A 20,055-nucleotide genomic window follows, 5' to 3' on the forward strand; every position below is an offset into this window, starting at 1 on the left:
CGCATTACTGCAAGCGACGTGCCAAGAAGGGTTGGGTGGGTCAGAATCACAACGCCCCGGTGGTGGGCCGGGGCGTCGTCGTGTCAGCGGTGGTGCGGTCGGTCAGGCGTAGGCGACGGCGCCGCGGCCATAGGAGCTGCCGCCCTGACCGGAAAGAAGTTGCAGGCGGCGGCGAACATTTGCCGCCATCAGGTTCACATAGATGCGGCAGGTGTCGTTGAGGCGGTCCGCCTCCTCGACCAGCCCACGAAGCTCCGGGGTAGCGGGGCCGTCGCCCAGCTGCTGCAATTCCTCGATCGCGCGCAGCTTGTTCGCGGTTGCACGCTCCAGCGCGTTCATATCGTTGCTCTTCAGCGCGGCGATCTCGGCATGGAGCAGGTCGATCACGCGCACCAGCGCATCACGCCGGGTCATTGCGTGACACCCAATCGTAGCGCAGTGCGATGAACTGATCGGCGATCGTCGACGGCGACAGCGGGAAGGTCCCGTTGGCAAGCGCGGTCTTGATCTGCTGCACGCGGTCGGCATCGACCGGCGGCCTGGCGGCCATGGCGCTGGCCAGCGCACCCGGTGCCTTTGCGGCGTCCGTGCCGGTCTGCTTCGTGACCGGTGCCGCCTCGGCGACCGGCGCGGCCTTTACGGTCCGCTGGACGGTCGAGACGGAGGAAACCCCCGCCCTCGCCGTCGCTGATCCTATTGATTCCACCATGTCCACACCCGTAGGTTTCCGCTGACACCGGCAGAAACGACCGTTGGGGCTGAGGCTTTAGCACTTTTTTATTCCGGCCAGCCGGGCAGGGTCGCGCGACCCGCGTCGACCGCCACCGCCTGCACCGGACGCGCCGAGTCCGTGACGCGCACCATCACGCGCCCGCCCGGCGCGGCATCGGCCATCGCGACGCCCTCGCGCGTGATCGAGAAACCGTCCGAGCCGGCCTCGATCGTCACCGAATCGCCGCGACGGATCACCGGTTCGGCGCGGGGAGCGGGCGCCACCGCGCCGGCGCGCATCACCGCGGGCGTAGCGCTCGCGGCGCGCGGCGGTGCGATCACCGGCACGAAGATTCGCCACGCCGGGTCCGCGCAGGCGACCACCACGGCGTCATGCGCGTCGGTGCGCCACGACAGCGCCACCATTCCGCAGGTGGCGAGCCGCAGCCGCGCGTCGACCGGCGTGCGCGCACCGCCCTCGGCACCGATCGGACGGGTGGTGAAGGCGGCGACCGCGCGGTCGATCGCGGCGGTATCCTGAAAGGCCAGCGAGGCGGCGGCGAGCAGCGCGATCATTTGGGGGTTCCTTGCGAATTGGTCTCGCCGGCGAAGGCGAGCGTGACGGCGACCGCACGCGGACCATGCGCGGGCGTCGTCGAAAGGATGAGTCGCGCATCGGGCACGCCGCCCGCGGCCAGGGCAGCGGCAATCGTGCGGGCACGATCGGCGGCGAGCACCGTCGCGCTGTGCGATGCGGGGTCGACATCGGCGGCGCTGCCGTCGGTGCTGGCGGTGACGGTCAGCCGCACGCGCGGGTCACGCAGCTCGGCGTGCGCCCATTTGACGAGTGCCTCGGTCGATTGCGGCAGCACCGCCGAGCCGGGCGCGAACCCCGCGACGCCGTGACTGGCGACCGGCATTGCGGCGGGCGCTGGCTCGACGCCGAACCCTTCCGCGATGCCGCGCGCCAGATCGCGCGGGGTGAGCGTCTGATTGGCCTGGAGCAGCACGAAGAAGCCGACCAGCAGCAGCGCCAGATCGGCGAGCGTGATCAGCCACAGCGGGCGGCCGGGCTGGATGTCGAGCAACGTGTCGTCGCTCATGCCGCTTCGTCCTGCGCGACGATCGCCAGCGGCGTGTCCACGTCCTGCGCGCGCGCGCGGACGCGCGGCGCCTCGCGCTCGGCAAGCGCGGCGAGCGGCGCGACCAGCCGCTCGCGTTCGAGCAGTTCGGCGCGCGCGGCGGTGCGCAGCCGCGCCGCAACCGGCATCGCGACGAGGTTGGCGAGCAACGCGCCATATAAGGTGGCCATCAGCGCGACCGCCATCGCTGCGCCGATCGCCTGCGGGTCGCTCATCCGCGTGAACATCGCGACCAGCCCGATCAGCGTGCCGATCATCCCCATCGCGGGGGCCGTCTCGGCCATGCCGGTCCAGCATTCGACGACGATGCGGTGGCGCTCGGCGCGCTGGCGGCGCGCGGTGTCGAGCGCCTCGACCACGACCGCCGGCTGCGCGCCGTCGACGATCAGCACGATCGCGGCGGCGATATCGGTGTCGCGGATCACGCTGCGGTCGAGCGCGTGGACGCCGTGGCGTTGCGCGATCCGCGCCAGCGTCGCGATCTGCTCCAGCCGCGCGTCGGCGCGAAAGCGGCGACGCGGTAAGGTGGAGAGTGCGAGCAGCGCATGCGCCAGATCGCGCAGCGGGGTGCGCAGGACGGTCGCCAGCATCGTGCCGCCCAGCACGATCGCCAGCGCCACGGGGTCGAGAAGTAGCGCGGGAGTCATGCCCGGCCTGTTGCAAGCCGTGGGCCAAGTGAGTCCGGCCTCCATGCGGGCCGCCGCTCGTGGCACCGGCGGCAACCCGGATTGCCGGCAACCGGCAAGGCTTTGCCGCCCGGTCGCCCGCTCTTTCGTCATTGCGAGCGGAGCGAAGCAATCCAGCGCGTCCTGGCCCGGCTCTGGATTGCTTCGCTCCGCTCGCAATGACGGGGATTCAAGCCGTTGCCCGACCCGTTTGGCACGGCCTTTGCTGACTAGCCTCGTGCACCTGTCGTGCATGGAGGAGTTGGGGCCGATGGCCGAGGGATTGTTCGGAGTTCACGCCGCCGCGCTGGAGGTGCGTGCACAGCGCATGGGCGTGCTGGCGTCGAACATCGCCAATGCGTCGACGCCCAACTTCAAGGCGCGTGACATCGACTTCACGACCGCGCTCAATGCGGTCGAGAACCAGCCAGGCGGCGTCGGCGCCGATCTGGGTGGTGCGGTCAAGTATCGCGTGCCCACCAACCCGTCGATGGACGGCAACACGGTGGAACTGTCCACCGAGCAGACCGCCTTCGCCGAGAACGCCGTGCAGTATCAGAGCACGCTCGCCTTCCTCAATGGACGCATCGGGCAGATCACCCGCGCGCTGAAGGGAGAATAAGCCATGTCGGGTACCCCGATGACGGTCTTCCAGGTCGCGGGCCGCGCGATGTCGGCGCAGCTGACGCGGATGAACACCACCGCGTCGAACCTCGCCAACGCCGGTGGCGTCGCGGGCACCGAGGATGCCGCCTACAAGACGATGAAACCGGTGTTCCGTACCAGCTTCGATCAGGCGAGCGGCCTGTCCACGGTCGACGTGCAGCAGATCGTCACCGCGGGCGAGAAGCCCACCAAGCGCTACGATCCCAATCATCCGCTCGCCGACAAGGACGGCAACGTCTTCGACGCCGCGGTCGATGAATCGCGCGAGCTGGTCGACATGATGGAGACCGCGCGCAGCTACCAGAACAACGTCGAGGTGATGCAGACCGCCAAGACGCTGATCCTCGACACTCTCAAGATGGGTCGCTGACCATGACCAGCATTACCGCCAACACCAGCGGGGTCGACAAGGCCGCGCAGGACGCGATCTTCTCCTCGGCCGGTGTCGCGCGTTCCAACTCCGTCACCGGCACCACCGACGCCGGCGCGAACGTCGGCAAGTCGCAGCTCGGGCAGAAGGACTTCGTGCGCCTGATGACCGCGCAGCTGCAATATCAGGATCCGTTCAACCCGCAGGACAATACGCAGATGGTCGCACAGATGGCGACCTTCTCGCAGGTCGCGGGGATCAGCGAGATGAGCAGCACGCTGGCGGGCATCGCCAACCGGCTGGGCACGACCTCGTCGAGCGACGCGATGAGCTTCGTCGGCCGCACCGTGCTGACCGAGGGCAAAACCGCGTACGAGCGGTCCGCCGGCGGGATCATGGGCGCGGTCGAGCTGCCGAACTCGGCGACCGACGTCGACGTGACGATCACCGACAAGAACGGGCTGGCGGTCAAGAACATCCAGCTCGGCAAGCAGGAGGCCGGCTCGGTCGACTATAGCTGGGACGGCAAGGACGACGCCGGCAACAAGGTCGAGAACGGCCCGTACACCGTCACCGTCGAGGCCGCGAACGGCAGCACGATCGTCCCCGCCAAGTCGCTGGTGTGGGCGCCGGTCGAGACCGTCTCGCTCGCCGCGGGCGCCGAACCCGTCCTCAACGTCACCGGCCTCGGCAAGGTCGATCCTGCCGCGGTCCGCAAGGTCGCCTGACCCCATTCCTTTCCCGAACTTTCCGCAGGAGTACCTCCCATGTCCTTCTTCACCTCGCTGTCGGGCCTTCAGGCCATGCAGACCGACATGTCGGTCATCAGCCACAACCTCGCCAACGTCTCGACCAACGGCTTCAAGAAGAGCCGCACCGCGTTCGCCGACGTCATCTCGTCGAACGTCTCGACCGATCCGCGCAAGATGGTCGGCTCGGGCGTGTCGGTGAAGGGCACCGTGCAGCAGTTCTCGGACGGTTCGTCGAACCAGACCAAGAGCGCGCTCGACATGCAGATCCTCGGCGAAGGCTTCTTCGTCGTGAAGTCGACCGGTCTGTCGGATCAGGTCAACTACACGCGTACCGGTGCGTTCACGGTCGACGACAGCCGCAACGTGATCGACGCGCAGGGCAGCTACCTGATGGTCTATCCGGTCGATAACGACGGCAACGTCACCGCGACCGGCGACAAGTCGCTGACCAACCTGCAGATCCAGCCGACCAGCGGCTCGCCGAGCGCGACCAAGAACGTCGCCACCAAGGTGCAGATCCCGTCGACTGCCACCGTCAAGGACGCCTCGCTGTTCAAGCGCACCGACACCAGCACCTACAACAACTCGGTCGCGACGCGCGTCTATGACGCGAACGGCAATGCGATGACGATGACCAGCTATTACGTGCGCACCGCCGAAGGTGCGCCGACCGCGACGCCGCCGAACACCGGGACGTGGCAGGTCTTCACTTATGTCGGCGACCAGATGCTGACGCCCGACGACGGTGTCGCGACCGGTCCGGGTCCGGTTACGCAGAAGTATGACACGACCGGCGCGCTGGTCCCGCCGAACACGATCCAGTTCAAGCCGTTCATCCCGGCGTCGGGCGCGGCGCAGCAGACGATCAAGCTCGACCTGTCGGGCTCGACGCAGACCTCGGCTGCCGCGGCGGTCAGCAACCGCGTGCAGGATGGCGTCGCGGTCGGCCAGCTCGTCGGCATCACCGTCGACGACGCCGGCATCATCAAGGCCAGCTATTCCAACTCGGACATCGTCCCGCTCGGCAAGGTCGCGATCGCGAAGTTCTCGGCGCCGACCGGTCTGCGCCAGGCGGGCAGCAACTATTGGCAGGCAACGGGTATCTCGGGGAAGGCGACGCTCGGCTTCGCCGCGGCCGAGGGCTTCGGCAGCCTGAAGTCGGGCCAGCTCGAAGGCTCGAACGTCGACATCACCGAGGAACTCGTCAACCTGATCGCCGCGCAGCGCAACTTCCAAGCGAACTCGAAGGCGCTCGATACCGCGACGCAGGTGTCGCAGGCGATCCTCAACATCCGCGGCTGATGCACACGGTCGGGACGTCGGAGAGGATGTAAGTGGACAAGCTGGTCTATACCGCGGCGACAGGTCTGCGCGCGCATATGCAGTCGCAGGCCGCGATCGCCAACAACATGGCGAACGTCTCCACCACCGGGTTCCGCGCCGATCGCGTGGTGTTCGACCGGATCATCCTGTCCGATGGCTCGACGCAGCTTTCGGCGCGCCAGCCGACCTCGGAAGAGGTGCGCGACGCCGATCGCGCGCCGGGTGTCGTACAGCAGACCGGGCGTCCGCTCGACGTCGCGCTGGGCGATGCCGACAAATGGCTGGCGGTGCAGGCGTCGGACGGCTCGGAAGCCTATACCCGGCGCGGCGACCTGTCGGTGTCCGCCTCGGGCGCGCTCCAGACCGGCGACGGCTTCATCGTCATGGGGCAGGGTGGCCCGATCACCGTGCCGCCGTACGATTCGATCAGCATCGGCTCGGACGGTTCGATCTCGATCGTGCCGCAGGGCGACAAGACCGGGCAGGTCACCGTCGTCGACCGGCTGAAGGTCGTGTCGAGCAAGGGCAGCGATGCCGTGAAGGGGCTCGACAATCTGATGCGCGTGCGCGGCGGCGGCGTGATGCCCGCCGATCTCGACGCCGGTGTCACCAGCGGCGCGCTGGAAGGCTCCAACGTCAACATGACCCAGGCGCTGGTCGACATGATCGAGAACCAGCGCAGCTACGAAGTGCAGGCCAACTTGCTGAAAGAGGCCCGCTCCATGGACGAATCGAGCGCATCCGTGATGCGCCTGCCGGGCTGAGGAAGGACTGACCGATGACCACCGCCGCCATGCACATCGCGCGCACCGGGCTTGACGCCCAGGACACGCGGATGCGCGTCATTTCGAACAACCTCGCCAACGTCAGCACGACCGGGTTCAAGCGTGACCGCGCCGCGTTCGAGACCTTGTCCTACCAGGTCGTCACCGCGCCGGGCGCGCAATCGACCGGTGAAACCAAATACGCCACCGGGCTCAACCTCGGCACCGGCGTGCGCGTGCAGGGCACGTCGCGCACCGAGACGCAGGGGTCAATGAGCCAGACCGGGAACAGCCTCGACCTCGCGCTCGATGGCGGCGGCTATTTTCAGGTGCAGATGCCGGGCGGGCAGCTCGGCTATACCCGCGCCGGCAATTTCTCGCGCTCGCCCGAGGGCTTGCTCATCACCAGCCAGGGTTATCAGGTGATGCCCGGCATCACCGTGCCGACCAATGCGACGCAGATCACGATCGGCACCGACGGCACGGTGACGGCGACGATCCCGGGGCAGGCCGAGGGGCAGAATCTCGGGCAGATCCAGGTCGCCAGCTTCCCCAACGCGGCGGGGCTGGAGTCGAACGGCGACAACTTCCTTCTGGAAACCGCGTCGAGCGGTGCGGCCAACATGGGCGTGCCCGGCGAGGACGGGCGCGGCCGCGTGCGGCAGGGGACGCTGGAGGCGAGCAACGTCAACGTCGTCGAGGAGCTGGTCGACATGATCGAGACGCAGCGCGCCTATGAAGTCAATTCCAAGATGATCTCCGCCACCGACGACATGCTGAAAACCGTTAACCAGAATCTGTCATGACCCGGATCATGACGACGACATCTTCCTTTCGCCGGATTCGCACATTGCTGGGCGGGATGCTCGGCGCCGCCGCCGCCGTCGCGATGGTGCCCGCACCCGCGCACGCCAGCGTGTTCGGCAAGCTGCTCAAGAAGAAGCCGGGCGAGGATTTCAGCGCCGCCCGCGTCGAGCCTGTCGCGCCGGCGCCGACCACGCCGGTCGCCGACGGTGCGATCTTCCAGGCGTCGGCGGGTTATGCGGCGCTGTACGAGGGCTGGCGCGCGCGCCGCGTCGGCGATCCGCTGACGATCGTGCTGGTCGAGCGAACGGCGGCGTCGAAATCGTCGGCGTCGAAGATCGATTCCAAGGGCTCGTTCGGGTTGACCCCGCCGAGCACCGGCCCGCTGGGCGGCTTGCTCAGCCCCAGCGACGTTGGCGCCAGCGGCAATCGCGGCTTCAACGGCACCGGCGCGGCCGACCAGTCGAACTCGCTGTCGGGCGAAGTATCGGTGACGGTCGCCGAGGTTTATCCCAACGGCACGATGCTGGTGCGCGGCCAGAAGCGCGTGACGCTCAACCGCGGCGATGAATTCGTGCAGATCAAGGGCATCGTGCGTTTCGCCGACGTCGACCGCGACAACCGGGTGCAGTCGACCCGCGTCGCCGATGCGCAGATCGCCTATACCGGCAAGGGCGATGTCGCCCGCGCCAGCCGTCAGGGCTGGCTGTCCCGCTTCTTCCAGGTGGTGAGCCCGTTCTGATGCTGCGCACGCTGTTCATCGCGCTGGTCGCGTTGCTCGTCTCGGTGCCCGCGCACGCGGATCGCATCAAGGATCTGGGCGGCTTTCAGGGCATCCGCTCGAACCAGCTGACCGGCTACGGCGTGGTGGTCGGCTTGCCCGGCACCGGCGACGACAATCTCGAATATACCGTCCAGTCGGTGAAGGCGGTCGCCTCGCGCTTCGGGCTGCAACTGCCCGCCAGCGCCAATCCGGGGCTCAAGAACGCCGCGGTCGTGCTCATCACCGCCGAGCTGCCGCCGTTCGCCAAGCCGGGGCAGCGGATCGACATCACCGTCGCCTCGATGGGCAAGGCCAAGTCGCTGCGCGGTGGCGCGCTGGTGCTCACCCCGCTGCTGGGCGCCGACGGGCAGGTCTATGCGATGGCGCAGGGCAATCTCGCGGTCGGCGGGCTCGGCGCGGAGGGCGCGGACGGGTCGAAGATCGTCGTCAACGTTCCCTCCACCGGCCGCATCCCCGAGGGCGCCACGGTGGAGCGCGCGGTGGCGACCGGTTTCGCCGATACGCCGTTCCTCACCTACAACCTCGCGCGCGCCGATTTCACGACCGCGCAGAACGTCGCCGCGGCGATCAACCGCAAGCTCGGCTTCGGCTCGGCGCAGGCGACCGACGCGGTGTCGGTGGCGGTGCGCGCGCCGGTCGGCGCCGACGTGCGCGCGACATTGATGAGCGAGATCGAAAACCTGACCGTCGACAGCGCCGAGCCGCCCGCCCGGGTGATCGTCAACGCGCGCACCGGCACGGTGGTCATCAACTCCGCGGTCCGGCTCGCGCCCGCGGCGGTGACGCACGGCAAGCTGACCGTCCGCATCGACGAGAGCCAGCGCGTCAGCCAGCCCGCACCGCTCAGCAATGGGCAGACCGCGCTGGAGAACCGCTCGAACGTACAGGTCACGGAGGAGAAGAAGCCGATGTTCCTGCTGACGCCCGGCCCCAAATTGGCCGATGTCGTCAAGGCGGTGAACGCGATCGGCGCCTCTCCGGCCGACCTGGTCGCGATCCTCGAGGCGCTGAAGGAAGCCGGCGCGCTCAAGGCCGAACTGGTGGTGCTGTAATGAGCGACGCGATCCCTGCCATCTCGGGCCAGACCGGGCTCGACACCGGCCTGTCGCGCGCCGCGACCAAGCAGAACCTCGACAAGGCCGCGCAGCAGTTCGAATCGGTGTTCACCGGCATGATGCTGAAATCGATGCGGCAGGCGAAGCTCGCCGACCCGCTGATCGACAGCAAGGCGATGGACACGTTCCGCGACATGAGCGACCAGAAGGTCGTGCAGAACATGGCCGAGCACCACCCGATCGGAATCGGGCAGGCGATGAGCAAGTTTCTCGCGCAATCGCAGTCAGAGATGGGGGCGGGTCCGGACGGGACGGCGACGGCAACGCCGAAGCCCTGAGGTTCACTCGGGCCTGCCCCTCCGTTCGTCCTGGGGAGAGGCTGAGCTTGTCGAAACCTCGTCTCGAAGGACATGCGCTGGGCGGCGCTTCGAGACGGCAATTCGACAAGCTCAATGCCTCCTCAGCACGAACGGAGGGTGGGGTGAAGTCCGGCCACCCGAGGGGCGCGGCGTTCAAATACCCCTATAAACCCGATTTTAATCCGAATCATGCGACTCTCACCGCATGAGTGATCTGCTCTCCCTCGGCGCTTCGGGCGTGCGCACGTACCAGACGGCGCTGGCGACGACGTCGGAGAACATCGCCAATGCCGGCAACGCGTCCTACGTCCGGCGCACCCCCAGCATCCGCGAGATCACCGGGGGTACCGGCTTCAACACCTCGTCGCCGAACGGCATGGGGTCGTCGGCCTTCAACATCCTGCGCGCCGGCAACAGCTATGCCGACCAGACTTTGCGCAACGCCGCGTCCGATCTGTCGCGAACCGAGGCCGGATCGGTCTGGCTAGAGCGGATCGAGACCGCGCTGGGCAGCGGCGGCCTGTCGTCGCGGATGACCGCCTTCTTCGCCGCCGGCACCGCGCTGCAGGCCGATCCGTCCTCCACCGCGTTGCGTGCGGGAATGCTGAGCGCCGGTTCGTCGGTCGCCGATGCGTTCGGCGTCACCGCGCGCGCGCTCGACGATTCGGCCGCCGAACTCGACGGCCAGGCCGGGCAGGCCGCCGCCGAGCTGTCGCGGCTCAATCAGGCGATGCTCAAGGTCAACCAGGGACTGGTGCGCACCGCGCCGGGCACCTCGGCGATGGCCGGGCTGATGGACCAGCGCGACGACCTGCTTCAGCAGATGAGCGCGCTGACCGACGTTGACGTCAAGCTCGACGATTACGGTCGCGCCACCGTCCGCGCCTCTGGCCCGAACGGTCCGGTACTCGTCGACCCGCGCGACGCCAGCGAGGTCGCCTATGGCCGCACCGGCAGCAATGTCGCGCTCGCGGTGCGTCCGCCCAACGGTTCACCGACGCTGTTCGACCCCGAAGGCGGATCGCTGGCGGGGATGGTCGAGGGCGCGCAGCGGATCGCCTCGACGCGCGACGGCCTCGCGCGGGTCGCCAAGGACCTGACCGAAACGGTCAACACGCTGCAGGCCGCGGGCGACGACCTGAAAGGCAATCCCGGCACCGATTTCTTCGAGGCCAGCACCACCGACCCCACGCAGTTCAAGGTGATCCTGACCGGCGGCGACCAGATCGCCGCCGCCGGGCGCGCGGGCGGTTCGCGTGACGCGTCGAACCTCGCCGCGCTTGCCGGCAAGCGCAGCAGCGTGGGGTTCGAGGGCAGCGTTCAGGCGCTCGTCACCGACAATGCCGCGACGCTCAAGCAGCGCCGGCTGGTCGCGGAGGCGCAGACCACGATCCGCGACGGCGCGATCACCACCCGTTCCGAACTGACCGGGGTCAATCTGGATAACGAAGCGGTCGACCTGCTGAAATATCAGCAGGCCTACCAGGCATCGAGTCGCGTCATCCAGGTCGCCAAGGAAACCTTCCAGTCGATCCTCGAGATCAGGTAAGCGCCATGCAGATCTCCAGCAGCCTCCTGTTCGATCGTTCCGCGGCCCGCATGGGATCGCTGATGTCGAACGCGGTCAAGCTCCAAACCCAGCTGGCCACCGGGAAGAAATTCACCTCGCCGTCCGAAAACGTCGCGATCGGGCAGCAGCTTGCCGAGTTCGATCGCAAGAATATCGACGCCGCCGCCTATACGTCGAACATGAACATGTCGTCGTCGCTGCTGTCGCAGGCGGATACGACGCTCAACTCGATCACCACACAGATGCAGCGCGCGACCGAATTGACCGTTCGCGCCGGCAATGGCTCGTTGAGCGTGCAGGACCGCAAGGTGATCGGCGACGAGTTGAAGGCGGTGGTCGACACGCTGGTCGGACTGGGCAACGTCACCGATTCGAACGGCCGCTCGCTGTTCGGCAGCGCCAGCGGCGACGCGGCGATCACGAAAAACGGTGACGGCACCTTTGCCTACAACACCGCACCGTCGCTGTCGGAAGTGCCGATCGCCGACAATATGACGATCCAGCCGACCGAAACCGCCGCGCGGATCTTCCAGAGCCCGGCCGGCGACACGCTGGCGATCCTGTCGCAACTGGCGTCGGCGCTGCAAGCGGGCGACCAGACCGGCGAGTCGGCGCGCAACCTGCTCGACAAGGTCAACAGCGCAACTGATCAGGTGTCGATCGTGCAGGCCTCGGTCGGCGCACGCGCCGCACGGGTCGAGCTTCAGCAGACGTTGCAGGAGAATGTCTCCGCCGATCGCGAGGAGCTGCGCTCGTCGCTGGAGGATACCGACATGACCGCGACCGCGGCGGAGTTCGCCAAGACGATGACGATTCTCACCGCGACCCAGTCGAGCTTTTCCAAACTGTCGCAGCTGTCGCTGTTCAGCTACCTGCGCTGATCGTCTCCCTGACATCATCCGTCATTGCGGGCGCAGCGAAGCAATCTGGGGCGTCCTGATCCGGCCCTGGATCGCTTCGCTGCGCTCGCAATGACGTGTGAGGGATAGGGCGGGCCGCCGATCAGCACCCCACAACGGCAAATCCCGCACGACCACAACCGCGGTAACCACTTCTCCACCGCTGTCGGGTTAACCACTCCCCTCGAGAATCATCCCGCAAGCGAATTGGGGAAAGTGCCATGTTCCCGGCCATCGGCCTCGTTATCCTCCTCGGCATGGTGTTCGGCGGTTTCGCCATCACCGGCGGCAATCTCGGCCCGGTGTTCGAGGCGATCCCGCACGAGATGCTCATCATCGGCGGCGCCGCGGTCGGCGCGCTCGTCATCGGCAATTCCGGCAAGGAACTGAAGGCGATGGGCGGCGGCCTGGGCAAGGTCTTCAAGGGACCGAAGTACAAGAAGCAGGATTATCTCGACGTCATCTTTCTCGTCAGCAAGCTGATGAAGATGCTGCGGATGGAAGGGCCGATCGCGCTCGAGCCGCATGTCGAGGACCCGAAGTCCTCGGCGGTGTTCGCCGAATATCCCAAGCTGTTGAAGGACCATACGCTGGTCAACCTCATCGCCGACACGCTGCGCCTCGTCGTCGTGTCTTCGGGCACGCTCGACGTCCACGCGGTCGAAGAGGTCATGGACAACGCCATCAAGACCCACCACCACGAGGTCGAGGGGCCCGAGCACACCCTGACGAGCCTCGCCGACGCGCTCCCCGCGCTCGGCATCGTCGCGGCGGTGCTCGGGATCGTGAAGACGATGGGCTCGATCGACAAGCCGCCGTCGGTACTGGGCGGGATGATCGGCTCGGCGCTGGTCGGCACCTTCATGGGCGTGTTGCTGGCGTACGGCATCGTCAATCCGTTCGCGGGCCGGCTCAAGCAGGTGATCGCGGCCGACGCGGCGATCTATCACGTCGTCAAGCAGATCATCATCGCCTCGCTCCACGGGCATCCACAGCCGCTGGTGATCGAGGCGGCGCGCTCGGGAATCGACCACAAGAACCAGCCCGGCTTCGCCGAGGTCTTCGACGGCCTGCGCGGTAAGTAAGCGCGATGGCCAAGGCACCGCACGGCAAGAACGAGCCGCCCAAGATCGTCATCGTCAAGAAGATCACCATGGTCGCCGGGGGTCACCACGGCGGCGCGTGGAAGGTCGCCTATGCCGATTTCGTGACCGCGATGATGGCGTTCTTCCTGCTGTTGTGGCTGCTCGGCGCGACGACCGAGAAGCAACGCAAGGGCATCGCCGATTATTTCGCGCCGACGCTGATCGACAAGAAGCGCGTCGGGATCGGCGGCAACGGCATGTTCGGCGGCGAGTCGCTGACCTCCAAGGAGAAGATCGGGCCGAAGGCGGGCACGTCGGATCTGCACGCGCTGGCGCTGGTTACTACCGATCCGGTCGGCGAGGCCAAGGGTTTCGGCAAGAAAGGCTCGCTGCGCAGCAGCAGCGCGGTCGCCAAGGAGGACGCCAAGAACTTTGCCAAGCTGCGCCAGCAGGTGATGCAGAAGATCATGGCGCAGCGCGAACTGGCGAAGCTGGCCAAGCACATCCGCTTCACGATGACGTCCGACGGGATGCGCATCGACCTGGTCGACGACGCCGATTATTCGATGTTCGCGCTGGGCACCACCGCGCTCGCCGCCGACGCCTCGGCGCTGATCGGCTTGGTCGCGCAGGGTATCAAGGAAACGCAGAACCCGATCTCGATCCGCGGCTATACCGACAGCCTGCCGTACGGCGATCCGCGCGCGATGAACAACTGGATGCTGTCGTCGGGCCGCGCCGAGGCGACGCGCCGTCGGCTGGCGCTGGGCGGCATTCCGGAGACGCGCTTCAACCGGATCGAGGGCGTCGCGGATCGCGAGCCGATGATCGCTGACAACCCGCAGGACCCACGCAACCGCCGCGTCGCGATTACGCTGCTCTATCGTGCGGGGACCTTCGGGCAGTAGATGTCGTCACTGCGAGCGTAGCGAAGCAATGACGAGCTCCGCTCCGGTCAGGGCGCCCCGACCTCAGACGATCGCCGGCCGTGGATCGACGTGCGTCCGCCGCGACGCGTGCCGCCGCAGCCCGATCAACGGGCGCAGCGGCCCGATCGATCTCCCGCCCAGATAGAAGGCCCAGCATCCCGCCAGCGTCGCCGCGACCAGCACCGCGAACGCCGCCCCGCCCGGCAGCGCGAGCGGCGCCAGCCAGAAGGCGACCAGCACGATGATCGACTGGTGTATGATGTAGAAGGGGAATACCGCCTCGGTCAGCATCCGCCGCCACTTGCGATCGCGGTTCCAGTGCCCGTCTGCATAGCCGATCAGCGCCGCCACCGCCGACCAGCCCTCGATCGAGCGCGCCACCGAGAAGACGATCCCCCACGGATAGGGCATCCGGCTGCCCGGCCAGCGAATTTCGATCCCCGCGACCAGCACATAGGCGGCCAGCGCGATCGCCGCTGATGCCTTCCACCGTGCAACCAGCGCCGCAAGCGTCTGCGGCGCGCACGCCAGCGCATAGCCGAACAGGAAGAACGGGAAGTAGCTGAAATGGGCGACCCCGTCGTCGATCAGCCCGTGAGTCTCACGCCCGCCCGGGAAAAGCCAGAAACCGACGAACACCATCCATGCGATCGGAACGATCAGCAATGCCGGCCCGCGCATCGTCCACACGAATCCCGCCTGCATCGCGCGCCGGACCGCCAACGGCAGCAGCAGCGCGCCCGAAGCGAGCACGAGCGTGTAGACCCACAGATAGGCGACGAACCACAGATGGTTCCACGCCGGTACGAACAGCGGACCAAGCGCGCCGAACCGGAAATAATCGTGCCACCAGAAGTGCCAGAAGCCTCCGGTGTAGCCATGTTTTTCGACCAGCTCGACCCACGGCTGCACCGGAACGATCACCGTCATTCCGAAGATCAGCGGCACCAGCAGCCTGAGCGAGCGCTGCCGCGCGAATCGCCACGGCGCCTTGTTCCGCAGCATCAGCGCGCGACTGGCGTATCCCGAGACGAGGAACAGCAGCGCCAGCCGCCACGGGTTCGACGCCATCATCGGCACCGCCACCCACCACGCGCCGGGCAGCTTCGCATGAAAGTCCCACGGCACGAAAACCATGCCGACATGATAGAGGATCAGGATCGCGAACGCCCCGATGCGGAGCCAGTCCAGGCCGTAATGACGCTGCATTTTCGGTCGCCTAGCATTGCTTGGCCGATGCTGCGACTTTGAACTGTTACGCCACACGCGTATATGGCGGGCATGTCGATCCGTCCGTGGCGCGATATCGCGCGTCGTCCCAGCCGCCAGATCATGGTCGGCAATGTCCCCGTCGGCGGGGATGCCCCGGTCACCGTGCAGACGATGACCAACACGCCCACCGAAGACGCCGCCGCGACGATCGACCAGATCCGCCGCTGCGAGGAGGCCGGGGCGGACATCGTCCGTGTCAGCTGCCCCGACGTTGCGTCCACCGCCGCGCTCGGCCAGATCGTCCGCGCCGCGAAGGTGCCGATCGTCGCCGACATCCATTTTCACTACAAGCGCGCGCTCGAAGCCGCCGATGCCGGCGCGGCGTGCCTGCGCATCAATCCCGGCAACATCGGGTCGTCGGATCGTGTCGCGGAGGTGGTGCGCGCCGCCAAGGCAAATGGTTGCGCGATCCGCATCGGCGTCAACGCGGGTTCGCTCGAGAAGGATCTGCTCGAGAAATATGGCGAGCCATGCCCAGAGGCGCTGGTCGAATCGGCGCTCGACCATATCAAGCTGCTGCAGGATCACGACTTCCACGAATATAAGGTCGCGGTGAAGGCGTCGGACGTCTTCCTCGCGGTCGCCGCCTATCAGGGGCTTGCCGAGGCGACCGACTGCCCGCTCCACCTCGGCATCACCGAGGCCGGCGGGCTGATCGGCGGGACGGTGAAGTCGTCGATCGGGCTCGGCTCGCTGCTATGGTTCGGGATCGGCGACACGATCCGTGTCTCGCTGTCGGCTGAGCCGGAGGAGGAAGTCCGCGTCGGGTTCGAGATCCTCAAGGCGCTGGGCATCCGCAACCGCGGCGTCCGCGTCGTGAGCTGCCCGAGCTGCGCGCGGCAAGGCTTCGACGTGATCCGCACCGTGCAAGCGCTGGAGGAACGGCTCCAGCACATCCGCACCCCGATGAGCCTGTCGGTGCTCGGCTGCGTCGTCAACGGCCCGGGCGAGGCGCGCGAAACCGACATCGGCATTACCGGCGGCGGCAACGGTAAGCACATGGTCTACCTGTCGGGTGTCACCGATCACCATGTGCAGGACGCCGACATGATCGAGCACATCGTCAAACTGGTCGAGGCCAAGGCGGCCGAGATCGAGGCATCGGACGCGGCCGCGAAACTGGTGGCAGCGTAACGGCGGTGGGCTTTCGGATCAGCCTGCTGGCGGCGAAGGCCGACAAGGCCGCGGTGCTGTCGCAGCTGGGGCTGACCGATATCGGGCGGGTGGACGCGGCGAACGAGGCGCCGCTATCGGCGGCGCAATTGCCGAACGGCTGGACGATCGTCTGGGCCAATGACTGCGACTGGGCGGATGCGAAGCGTCTCGACGGCATGACGCCCCGCCCGGCGATCGCGACGCTGATGGTGCATGAAGGCGTGATGGCCGCCGATCTGCGTGTCGACGACGGCGCGGCACAATGGTCGGTCAGCTACGGCGTGGATGAGGAAGCGGAACTCGCCGGCGAGTGGCCGGCTGCCTTTGCGCCGATCGTCGCGGAGGCGCAGGCCCGCGAGCGCGAAGACGAAAGTGGCGAGGTTGATCACCTGTTCGATATCCCCGTCGCGATCATGGAGGCGATGACCGGCCACCGCTACGATGCGGTCAGCGACGCGACCTTCACGATCGTCACGGGCGCTGATGTGGTCGCCAAGAGGCCCTGGTGGAAGATCTTCTGACGACGGTAGCCGCCGGCGGCGCGATCACGATTTCACCCGATCTGCTGCACGATTGCGGCTTGGCAAAGGGCGACGAGGTGACGCTCGAAGTGATCGATGGCGGCATCCGCATAGCTCGCCGCGATGCGCGCGATCACGGGCCGCATGACTGATCGATGACCAACCCTCGCCACCTTTCCCCGGCGCTGGCGCTCGGCGTGGCGGCGGGCGGGATCGGGCTGTTCTCGGTCATGGACGCGTTCATGAAGTCGCTGGTACTGGCGATCGGCGTCTATAACGCTCTGTTGTGGCGGACGCTGCTCCAGAGCGTGACCGGCGGCGTGGCGTGGCGGGCCGGTGGCGGTCGACGAATCGGGGCGCGTGCGCTCAGGCTGCATGTGGCGCGCGGCGCGCTCACCACCGCGATGGCGCTCTTGTTCTTCTGGGGGCTGGCGCGCGTGCCGATGGCGCAGGCGATCGCGCTGACCTACATCGCGCCGCTGCTCGCCCTGCTGCTCGGCGCGTGGTTGCTCGGCGAGCGCGTCGGCGCGCGGGTGGTCGGCGCGTCGATCGCCGCGCTCGCGGGGGTGGCGGTGATCCTCGCCGGGCAGACGCGGATGACGCTCGGGCCGCAGGCACTGGCGGGCGCGGGCGCGATCCTCGCCTCGGCGATCCTCTACGCCGCCAATCTGATCGTCGCGCGGCTCCAGAGCCAGGCCGCGAGCCCGCGGGAGATCGCCTTCGTCCAGTCAACGGTCACCGCGACGCTGCTGCTGTGCGCTGCGCCGTGGCTGGCGGTGCTGCCTGCGCCCGAGCTGTGGTGGAAGATCGCGGTCGCCGCGCTGCTGGCGACCGGCTCGCTGTTCCTGCTCGGCTGGGCCTATGCGCATGCCGAGGCCGGGTTTCTGGCGACCACCGAATATACGTCGTTCGTCTATGCCGCGATGTTGGGATGGCTGTGCTTCGGCGAGCGGGTCGCGCCGACGACGCTGGCGGGAGCGGGCGTGATCGTCGTCGCGTGCCTGTATGCGGCGCGGCGGCGAAAGGTGCCGCAGGGCGCGCTGGAGGGGGCTGCCTGACCATCTTCCATCATTCCCGCGAAGGCGGGAATCCAGGCGCGTGGGTCTGTCGATAGAAGCGACAGGTGAGAGGTTTTGTGTCCCCGCCTGTGCGAGGGCGCGGCGAAAGCCCGGGAGCATGCCGCCTGTAAGCCGAGGTACAAGAAGGGGACTTTCGAAGAGGTTTCACCTTCCTCGGGATGGCGTGAGAGGGTTGGGCGAACGCGTCCGAGGCGATACACCCGCGCGCATGACGCTCACGATCCGCCCTGCCACCCCCACCGACGTACCCACGATGCTCGGCTTCGTCCGCGATCTCGCCGCGTTCGAGAAGGCGCCGGACGCGGTCGAGGCGACCGAGCCAATGCTCCATGACGCGCTGTTCGGCGCATCCCCCGCCGCCGAGGCGCTGATCGCCGATCTCGACGGCCGCGCGGTCGGGTTTGCGATCTTCTTTCTCACATTCTCCACATGGACCGGCAGGCGCGGCATCTGGCTAGACGACCTCTATATCGCCCCCGAAGCGCGCGGGCAGGGTGCGGGCGCGGCGCTGCTGAAGGCGCTGGCCGGGATCGCGGTCGATCGTGGCTATGCGCGCTTCGAATGGTGGGTACTCGACTGGAACATCCCCGCGATCGACTTCTATCGCGCGAAGGGCGCGGTCGCGCAGGACGAATGGACCGTGCAACGCGTCGACGGCGCGGCGTTGCTGGCGCTGGCGGGACGTGGCTGATGGCGTGGGTCTGGCTGATCGTCGGCGGGCTGTTCGAGGTCGGCTTCACCACCTGCCTGCGCAACGCCGACGGCTTCCGGCACATCGGCTGGACGCTCGCCTTTCTCGCCTCGGTGTCGATGTCGATGCTGCTGCTGGAGATCGCCGCGCGCAGCATCCCGATGGGCACCGCCTATGCAGTATGGACCGGAATCGGCGCGCTCGGCACCGTGCTGATTGGCATCGTCTTCTACGGCGAGGCGGCGACCCCGGTGCGGCTGCTGCTGATCCTCGGCGCGGTCGGCTGTATCGCGGGGCTCAAGCTGACCGCGGGGCAGTGAGATGGCGCTCGATCGGGGATTGATCGACTGGGTCGCGGAGGCGCTGGCGGCGGACGGCAGCGTCACGCATCGACGGATGATGGGCGGCGCGACGCTCTATCTCGACGGAATCATATTCGCGATCGTCGGTGGCGACGGCAGCCTGTGGTTCAAGAGCGATGCCGAGAGCGACGCGGCCTATGACGCGGCCGATTGCGCGCGCTTCACCCATGAGCGCGGCGACGGGACGGTGGCGTCGATGAACTACCGGCGCGCGCCCGAGGATTGCTACGACGATGGCGAGGCGTTGCGCAACTGGGCGCTGCTCGGTGTCGCCGCCGGGCGGCGGGCGCGGGTAAAAAGAAAGAAGAAAAACGTTTAGCCCTCTCCCCCTTGAGGGAGAGGGTTGGGTGAGGGGCGGGTGCCTCGCAGAGAGGCCCGTCTCGTCGAGACCTCGACCCCTCACCAGTGTTGGGTGAACAATGCCCCGCATCGTTCAGTCCATGCTGGGAGCATGGACGACCCGACACTCCCTCTCCCCCAAGGGGAGAGGGAGTATACGGTCTTATTCCCGACCCGGCACGTCATGATCGTGCGGCTCGACGCCCTCGGCCTTGGCGGCCTCGTAGCGGTCGATCGCTTCCAGGACGATCCGGCGCGCTTCCTCACGGTCGCCCCAGGTGCCGATGCGCACCCACTTCTTCTTCTCCAGGTCCTTGTAGTGGGTGAAGAAGTGCTCGATCTGCGCGAAAACGATCTCGGGCAGATCGTCCTTCTCGCCGACGTTGGCGTAGTAAGGAAAGGTCGAGTCGACCGGCACGCAGACCAGCTTCTCGTCGCCGCCGGCCTCGTCCTCGAGGTTCAGCACCGCGATCGGACGCGCGCGGACGACGCAGCCGGGGATGAACGGCGAGCGCGCCACGACCAGCGCGTCGAGCGGATCACCGTCCGGCGACAGCGTGTGCGGCACGAAGCCGTAGTTCGCCGGGTAACGCATCGGCGTGTGCAGGATGCGGTCGACGAACAATGCGCCCGACGCCTTGTCGAACTCATACTTCACCGGCTCGCCGCCGGTCGGCACCTCGATCACCACGTTCAGGTCGTCGGGCGGGCTCTTACCCACCGGGATCAGATCGATACGCATTCTCTTCCCCTCTTGA

General features: G+C 67.4%; 27 protein-coding genes. 20 read left to right on the forward strand and 7 right to left on the reverse strand.

What is annotated here, in order from left to right; all coding sequences use genetic code 11:
- Nucleotides 1–102: 102 nt before the first annotated feature.
- The 5 genes from ACI2JO_RS08805 to ACI2JO_RS08825 form a co-directional block, all read right to left on the reverse strand.
- Nucleotides 103–414: a flagellar protein FlgN gene (locus ACI2JO_RS08805; protein ID WP_404720262.1), complete on the reverse strand. Its 312-nt coding sequence runs from the start codon at nucleotides 412–414 to the stop codon at nucleotides 103–105.
- Nucleotides 401–709 carry a flagellar biosynthesis anti-sigma factor FlgM gene (gene flgM, locus ACI2JO_RS08810; RefSeq protein WP_404720263.1) on the reverse strand — a complete coding sequence of 103 codons (309 nt, stop codon included), beginning with the start codon at nucleotides 707–709 and terminating at the stop codon, nucleotides 401–403. Before flgM ends, ACI2JO_RS08805 begins: the two co-directional genes overlap by 14 nt.
- Nucleotides 710–777: 68 nt before the next feature.
- A complete protein-coding gene (locus ACI2JO_RS08815) occupies nucleotides 778–1,287 on the reverse strand; it encodes a flagella basal body P-ring formation protein FlgA (RefSeq protein ID WP_404720264.1) in 510 nt (169 codons plus the stop codon).
- Nucleotides 1,284–1,814, reverse strand: a complete 531-nt coding sequence (locus tag ACI2JO_RS08820; protein WP_404720265.1) for an OmpA family protein — start codon at nucleotides 1,812–1,814, stop codon at nucleotides 1,284–1,286. Before ACI2JO_RS08820 ends, ACI2JO_RS08815 begins: the two co-directional genes overlap by 4 nt.
- A complete protein-coding gene (locus tag ACI2JO_RS08825) occupies nucleotides 1,811–2,500 on the reverse strand; it encodes a motility protein A (protein WP_404720266.1) in 690 nt (229 codons plus the stop codon). The genes ACI2JO_RS08820 and ACI2JO_RS08825 overlap by 4 nt, the downstream gene beginning before the upstream one ends.
- 289 nt (nucleotides 2,501–2,789) lie before the next feature.
- On the opposite strand from ACI2JO_RS08825, the gene ACI2JO_RS08830 reads away from it, so the two are divergent.
- From ACI2JO_RS08830 to ACI2JO_RS08890, 13 genes are all read left to right on the forward strand, one after another.
- Nucleotides 2,790–3,140 (forward strand): flagellar basal body rod protein FlgB, encoded by a 351-nt coding sequence (locus ACI2JO_RS08830; RefSeq protein WP_404720364.1) that lies wholly within the window; start codon nucleotides 2,790–2,792, stop codon nucleotides 3,138–3,140.
- Nucleotides 3,141–3,143: 3 nt separating this feature from the next.
- Nucleotides 3,144–3,554: a flagellar basal body rod protein FlgC gene (flgC, locus tag ACI2JO_RS08835; protein WP_333917184.1), complete on the forward strand. Its 411-nt coding sequence runs from the start codon at nucleotides 3,144–3,146 to the stop codon at nucleotides 3,552–3,554.
- Between the two features lie 2 nt (nucleotides 3,555–3,556).
- Entirely contained in the window at nucleotides 3,557–4,282 is a 726-nt protein-coding gene (locus ACI2JO_RS08840; protein WP_404720267.1) for a flagellar hook assembly protein FlgD, read from the forward strand.
- Between the two features lie 39 nt (nucleotides 4,283–4,321).
- Nucleotides 4,322–5,608 (forward strand): flagellar hook protein FlgE, encoded by a 1,287-nt coding sequence (locus tag ACI2JO_RS08845; protein ID WP_404720268.1) that lies wholly within the window; start codon nucleotides 4,322–4,324, stop codon nucleotides 5,606–5,608.
- A gap of 32 nt (nucleotides 5,609–5,640) precedes the next feature.
- On the forward strand, nucleotides 5,641–6,393 hold the full coding sequence (locus tag ACI2JO_RS08850) for a flagellar basal body rod protein FlgF (RefSeq protein WP_404720269.1): 753 nt from the start codon (nucleotides 5,641–5,643) through the stop codon (nucleotides 6,391–6,393).
- A 14-nt stretch (nucleotides 6,394–6,407) separates the two neighbouring features.
- Entirely contained in the window at nucleotides 6,408–7,199 is a 792-nt protein-coding gene (gene flgG, locus ACI2JO_RS08855) for a flagellar basal-body rod protein FlgG (protein ID WP_404720270.1), read from the forward strand.
- Between the two features lie 83 nt (nucleotides 7,200–7,282).
- Nucleotides 7,283–7,939 carry a flagellar basal body L-ring protein FlgH gene (locus ACI2JO_RS08860; protein WP_404720365.1) on the forward strand — a complete coding sequence of 219 codons (657 nt, stop codon included), beginning with the start codon at nucleotides 7,283–7,285 and terminating at the stop codon, nucleotides 7,937–7,939.
- A complete protein-coding gene (locus tag ACI2JO_RS08865) occupies nucleotides 7,939–9,033 on the forward strand; it encodes a flagellar basal body P-ring protein FlgI (protein WP_404720271.1) in 1,095 nt (364 codons plus the stop codon). The genes ACI2JO_RS08860 and ACI2JO_RS08865 overlap by 1 nt, the downstream gene beginning before the upstream one ends.
- Nucleotides 9,033–9,374: a rod-binding protein gene (locus ACI2JO_RS08870; RefSeq protein ID WP_404720272.1), complete on the forward strand. Its 342-nt coding sequence runs from the start codon at nucleotides 9,033–9,035 to the stop codon at nucleotides 9,372–9,374. Before ACI2JO_RS08865 ends, ACI2JO_RS08870 begins: the two co-directional genes overlap by 1 nt.
- A gap of 226 nt (nucleotides 9,375–9,600) precedes the next feature.
- Entirely contained in the window at nucleotides 9,601–10,944 is a 1,344-nt protein-coding gene (gene flgK / locus ACI2JO_RS08875) for a flagellar hook-associated protein FlgK (protein ID WP_404720273.1), read from the forward strand.
- A 5-nt stretch (nucleotides 10,945–10,949) separates the two neighbouring features.
- Nucleotides 10,950–11,846 carry a flagellin gene (locus tag ACI2JO_RS08880; protein ID WP_404720274.1) on the forward strand — a complete coding sequence of 299 codons (897 nt, stop codon included), beginning with the start codon at nucleotides 10,950–10,952 and terminating at the stop codon, nucleotides 11,844–11,846.
- Between the two features lie 239 nt (nucleotides 11,847–12,085).
- A complete protein-coding gene (gene motA, locus ACI2JO_RS08885; RefSeq protein ID WP_404720275.1) occupies nucleotides 12,086–12,949 on the forward strand; it encodes a flagellar motor stator protein MotA in 864 nt (287 codons plus the stop codon).
- A gap of 5 nt (nucleotides 12,950–12,954) precedes the next feature.
- On the forward strand, nucleotides 12,955–13,857 hold the full coding sequence (locus tag ACI2JO_RS08890; RefSeq protein WP_404720276.1) for a flagellar motor protein MotB: 903 nt from the start codon (nucleotides 12,955–12,957) through the stop codon (nucleotides 13,855–13,857).
- A 63-nt stretch (nucleotides 13,858–13,920) separates the two neighbouring features.
- On the opposite strand, the gene ACI2JO_RS08895 is transcribed toward ACI2JO_RS08890, so the two are convergent.
- Nucleotides 13,921–15,087 (reverse strand): acyltransferase family protein, encoded by a 1,167-nt coding sequence (locus tag ACI2JO_RS08895; protein WP_404720277.1) that lies wholly within the window; start codon nucleotides 15,085–15,087, stop codon nucleotides 13,921–13,923.
- Between the two features lie 72 nt (nucleotides 15,088–15,159).
- Here ACI2JO_RS08895 and ispG point away from each other — a divergent pair, with 72 nt between their 5' ends.
- From ispG to ACI2JO_RS08930, 7 genes are all read left to right on the forward strand, one after another.
- Nucleotides 15,160–16,284, forward strand: a complete 1,125-nt coding sequence (gene ispG, locus ACI2JO_RS08900) for a flavodoxin-dependent (E)-4-hydroxy-3-methylbut-2-enyl-diphosphate synthase (protein WP_333917196.1) — start codon at nucleotides 15,160–15,162, stop codon at nucleotides 16,282–16,284.
- A gap of 5 nt (nucleotides 16,285–16,289) precedes the next feature.
- Nucleotides 16,290–16,826 (forward strand): hypothetical protein, encoded by a 537-nt coding sequence (locus ACI2JO_RS08905; protein WP_404720278.1) that lies wholly within the window; start codon nucleotides 16,290–16,292, stop codon nucleotides 16,824–16,826.
- Entirely contained in the window at nucleotides 16,811–16,978 is a 168-nt protein-coding gene (locus ACI2JO_RS08910; protein ID WP_404720279.1) for a hypothetical protein, read from the forward strand. The genes ACI2JO_RS08905 and ACI2JO_RS08910 overlap by 16 nt, the downstream gene beginning before the upstream one ends.
- A gap of 3 nt (nucleotides 16,979–16,981) precedes the next feature.
- Nucleotides 16,982–17,884, forward strand: coding sequence for a DMT family transporter (locus ACI2JO_RS08915; protein WP_404720280.1), 903 nt, complete (start codon nucleotides 16,982–16,984; stop codon nucleotides 17,882–17,884).
- Nucleotides 17,885–18,113: 229 nt separating this feature from the next.
- On the forward strand, nucleotides 18,114–18,596 hold the full coding sequence (locus ACI2JO_RS08920; RefSeq protein ID WP_404720281.1) for a GNAT family N-acetyltransferase: 483 nt from the start codon (nucleotides 18,114–18,116) through the stop codon (nucleotides 18,594–18,596).
- Nucleotides 18,596–18,916, forward strand: coding sequence for a DMT family transporter (locus ACI2JO_RS08925; RefSeq protein ID WP_404720282.1), 321 nt, complete (start codon nucleotides 18,596–18,598; stop codon nucleotides 18,914–18,916). The genes ACI2JO_RS08920 and ACI2JO_RS08925 overlap by 1 nt, the downstream gene beginning before the upstream one ends.
- Before the next feature lies 1 nt (nucleotide 18,917).
- Nucleotides 18,918–19,277 (forward strand): TfoX/Sxy family protein, encoded by a 360-nt coding sequence (locus ACI2JO_RS08930; RefSeq protein WP_404720283.1) that lies wholly within the window; start codon nucleotides 18,918–18,920, stop codon nucleotides 19,275–19,277.
- 183 nt (nucleotides 19,278–19,460) lie between these two features.
- On the opposite strand, the gene ppa is transcribed toward ACI2JO_RS08930, so the two are convergent.
- The gene (gene ppa, locus ACI2JO_RS08935) at nucleotides 19,461–20,039 is read right to left on the reverse strand and encodes an inorganic diphosphatase (RefSeq protein WP_404720284.1); all 579 of its coding nucleotides are present in this window, start codon (nucleotides 20,037–20,039) and stop codon (nucleotides 19,461–19,463) included.
- Nucleotides 20,040–20,055: the final 16 nt, after the last annotated feature.

The organism is Sphingomonas sp. NPDC079357, assembly GCF_044901155.1.
Classification (GTDB): domain Bacteria; phylum Pseudomonadota; class Alphaproteobacteria; order Sphingomonadales; family Sphingomonadaceae; genus Sphingomonas.

What these genes read in the sequence shown, in the direction of transcription:
- ACI2JO_RS08805 (WP_404720262.1), bottom strand. Translation starts at nt 414, where the DNA reads ATGACCCGGCGTGATGCGCTGGTGCGCGTGATCGACCTGCTCCATGCC.
- flgM (WP_404720263.1), bottom strand. Translation starts at nt 709, where the DNA reads ATGGTGGAATCAATAGGATCAGCGACGGCGAGGGCGGGGGTTTCCTCC.
- ACI2JO_RS08815 (WP_404720264.1), bottom strand. Translation starts at nt 1,287, where the DNA reads ATGATCGCGCTGCTCGCCGCCGCCTCGCTGGCCTTTCAGGATACCGCC.
- ACI2JO_RS08820 (WP_404720265.1), bottom strand. Translation starts at nt 1,814, where the DNA reads ATGAGCGACGACACGTTGCTCGACATCCAGCCCGGCCGCCCGCTGTGG.
- ACI2JO_RS08825 (WP_404720266.1), bottom strand. Translation starts at nt 2,500, where the DNA reads ATGACTCCCGCGCTACTTCTCGACCCCGTGGCGCTGGCGATCGTGCTG.
- ACI2JO_RS08830 (WP_404720364.1), top strand. Translation starts at nt 2,790, where the DNA reads ATGGCCGAGGGATTGTTCGGAGTTCACGCCGCCGCGCTGGAGGTGCGT.
- flgC (WP_333917184.1), top strand. Translation starts at nt 3,144, where the DNA reads ATGTCGGGTACCCCGATGACGGTCTTCCAGGTCGCGGGCCGCGCGATG.
- ACI2JO_RS08840 (WP_404720267.1), top strand. Translation starts at nt 3,557, where the DNA reads ATGACCAGCATTACCGCCAACACCAGCGGGGTCGACAAGGCCGCGCAG.
- ACI2JO_RS08845 (WP_404720268.1), top strand. Translation starts at nt 4,322, where the DNA reads ATGTCCTTCTTCACCTCGCTGTCGGGCCTTCAGGCCATGCAGACCGAC.
- flgG (WP_404720270.1), top strand. Translation starts at nt 6,408, where the DNA reads ATGACCACCGCCGCCATGCACATCGCGCGCACCGGGCTTGACGCCCAG.
- ACI2JO_RS08860 (WP_404720365.1), top strand. Translation starts at nt 7,283, where the DNA reads ATGGTGCCCGCACCCGCGCACGCCAGCGTGTTCGGCAAGCTGCTCAAG.
- ACI2JO_RS08865 (WP_404720271.1), top strand. Translation starts at nt 7,939, where the DNA reads ATGCTGCGCACGCTGTTCATCGCGCTGGTCGCGTTGCTCGTCTCGGTG.
- ACI2JO_RS08870 (WP_404720272.1), top strand. Translation starts at nt 9,033, where the DNA reads ATGAGCGACGCGATCCCTGCCATCTCGGGCCAGACCGGGCTCGACACC.
- flgK (WP_404720273.1), top strand. Translation starts at nt 9,601, where the DNA reads ATGAGTGATCTGCTCTCCCTCGGCGCTTCGGGCGTGCGCACGTACCAG.
- ACI2JO_RS08880 (WP_404720274.1), top strand. Translation starts at nt 10,950, where the DNA reads ATGCAGATCTCCAGCAGCCTCCTGTTCGATCGTTCCGCGGCCCGCATG.
- motA (WP_404720275.1), top strand. Translation starts at nt 12,086, where the DNA reads ATGTTCCCGGCCATCGGCCTCGTTATCCTCCTCGGCATGGTGTTCGGC.
- ACI2JO_RS08890 (WP_404720276.1), top strand. Translation starts at nt 12,955, where the DNA reads ATGGCCAAGGCACCGCACGGCAAGAACGAGCCGCCCAAGATCGTCATC.
- ACI2JO_RS08895 (WP_404720277.1), bottom strand. Translation starts at nt 15,087, where the DNA reads ATGCAGCGTCATTACGGCCTGGACTGGCTCCGCATCGGGGCGTTCGCG.
- ispG (WP_333917196.1), top strand. Translation starts at nt 15,160, where the DNA reads ATGTCGATCCGTCCGTGGCGCGATATCGCGCGTCGTCCCAGCCGCCAG.
- ACI2JO_RS08915 (WP_404720280.1), top strand. Translation starts at nt 16,982, where the DNA reads ATGACCAACCCTCGCCACCTTTCCCCGGCGCTGGCGCTCGGCGTGGCG.
- ACI2JO_RS08920 (WP_404720281.1), top strand. Translation starts at nt 18,114, where the DNA reads ATGACGCTCACGATCCGCCCTGCCACCCCCACCGACGTACCCACGATG.
- ACI2JO_RS08925 (WP_404720282.1), top strand. Translation starts at nt 18,596, where the DNA reads ATGGCGTGGGTCTGGCTGATCGTCGGCGGGCTGTTCGAGGTCGGCTTC.
- ACI2JO_RS08930 (WP_404720283.1), top strand. Translation starts at nt 18,918, where the DNA reads ATGGCGCTCGATCGGGGATTGATCGACTGGGTCGCGGAGGCGCTGGCG.
- ppa (WP_404720284.1), bottom strand. Translation starts at nt 20,039, where the DNA reads ATGCGTATCGATCTGATCCCGGTGGGTAAGAGCCCGCCCGACGACCTG.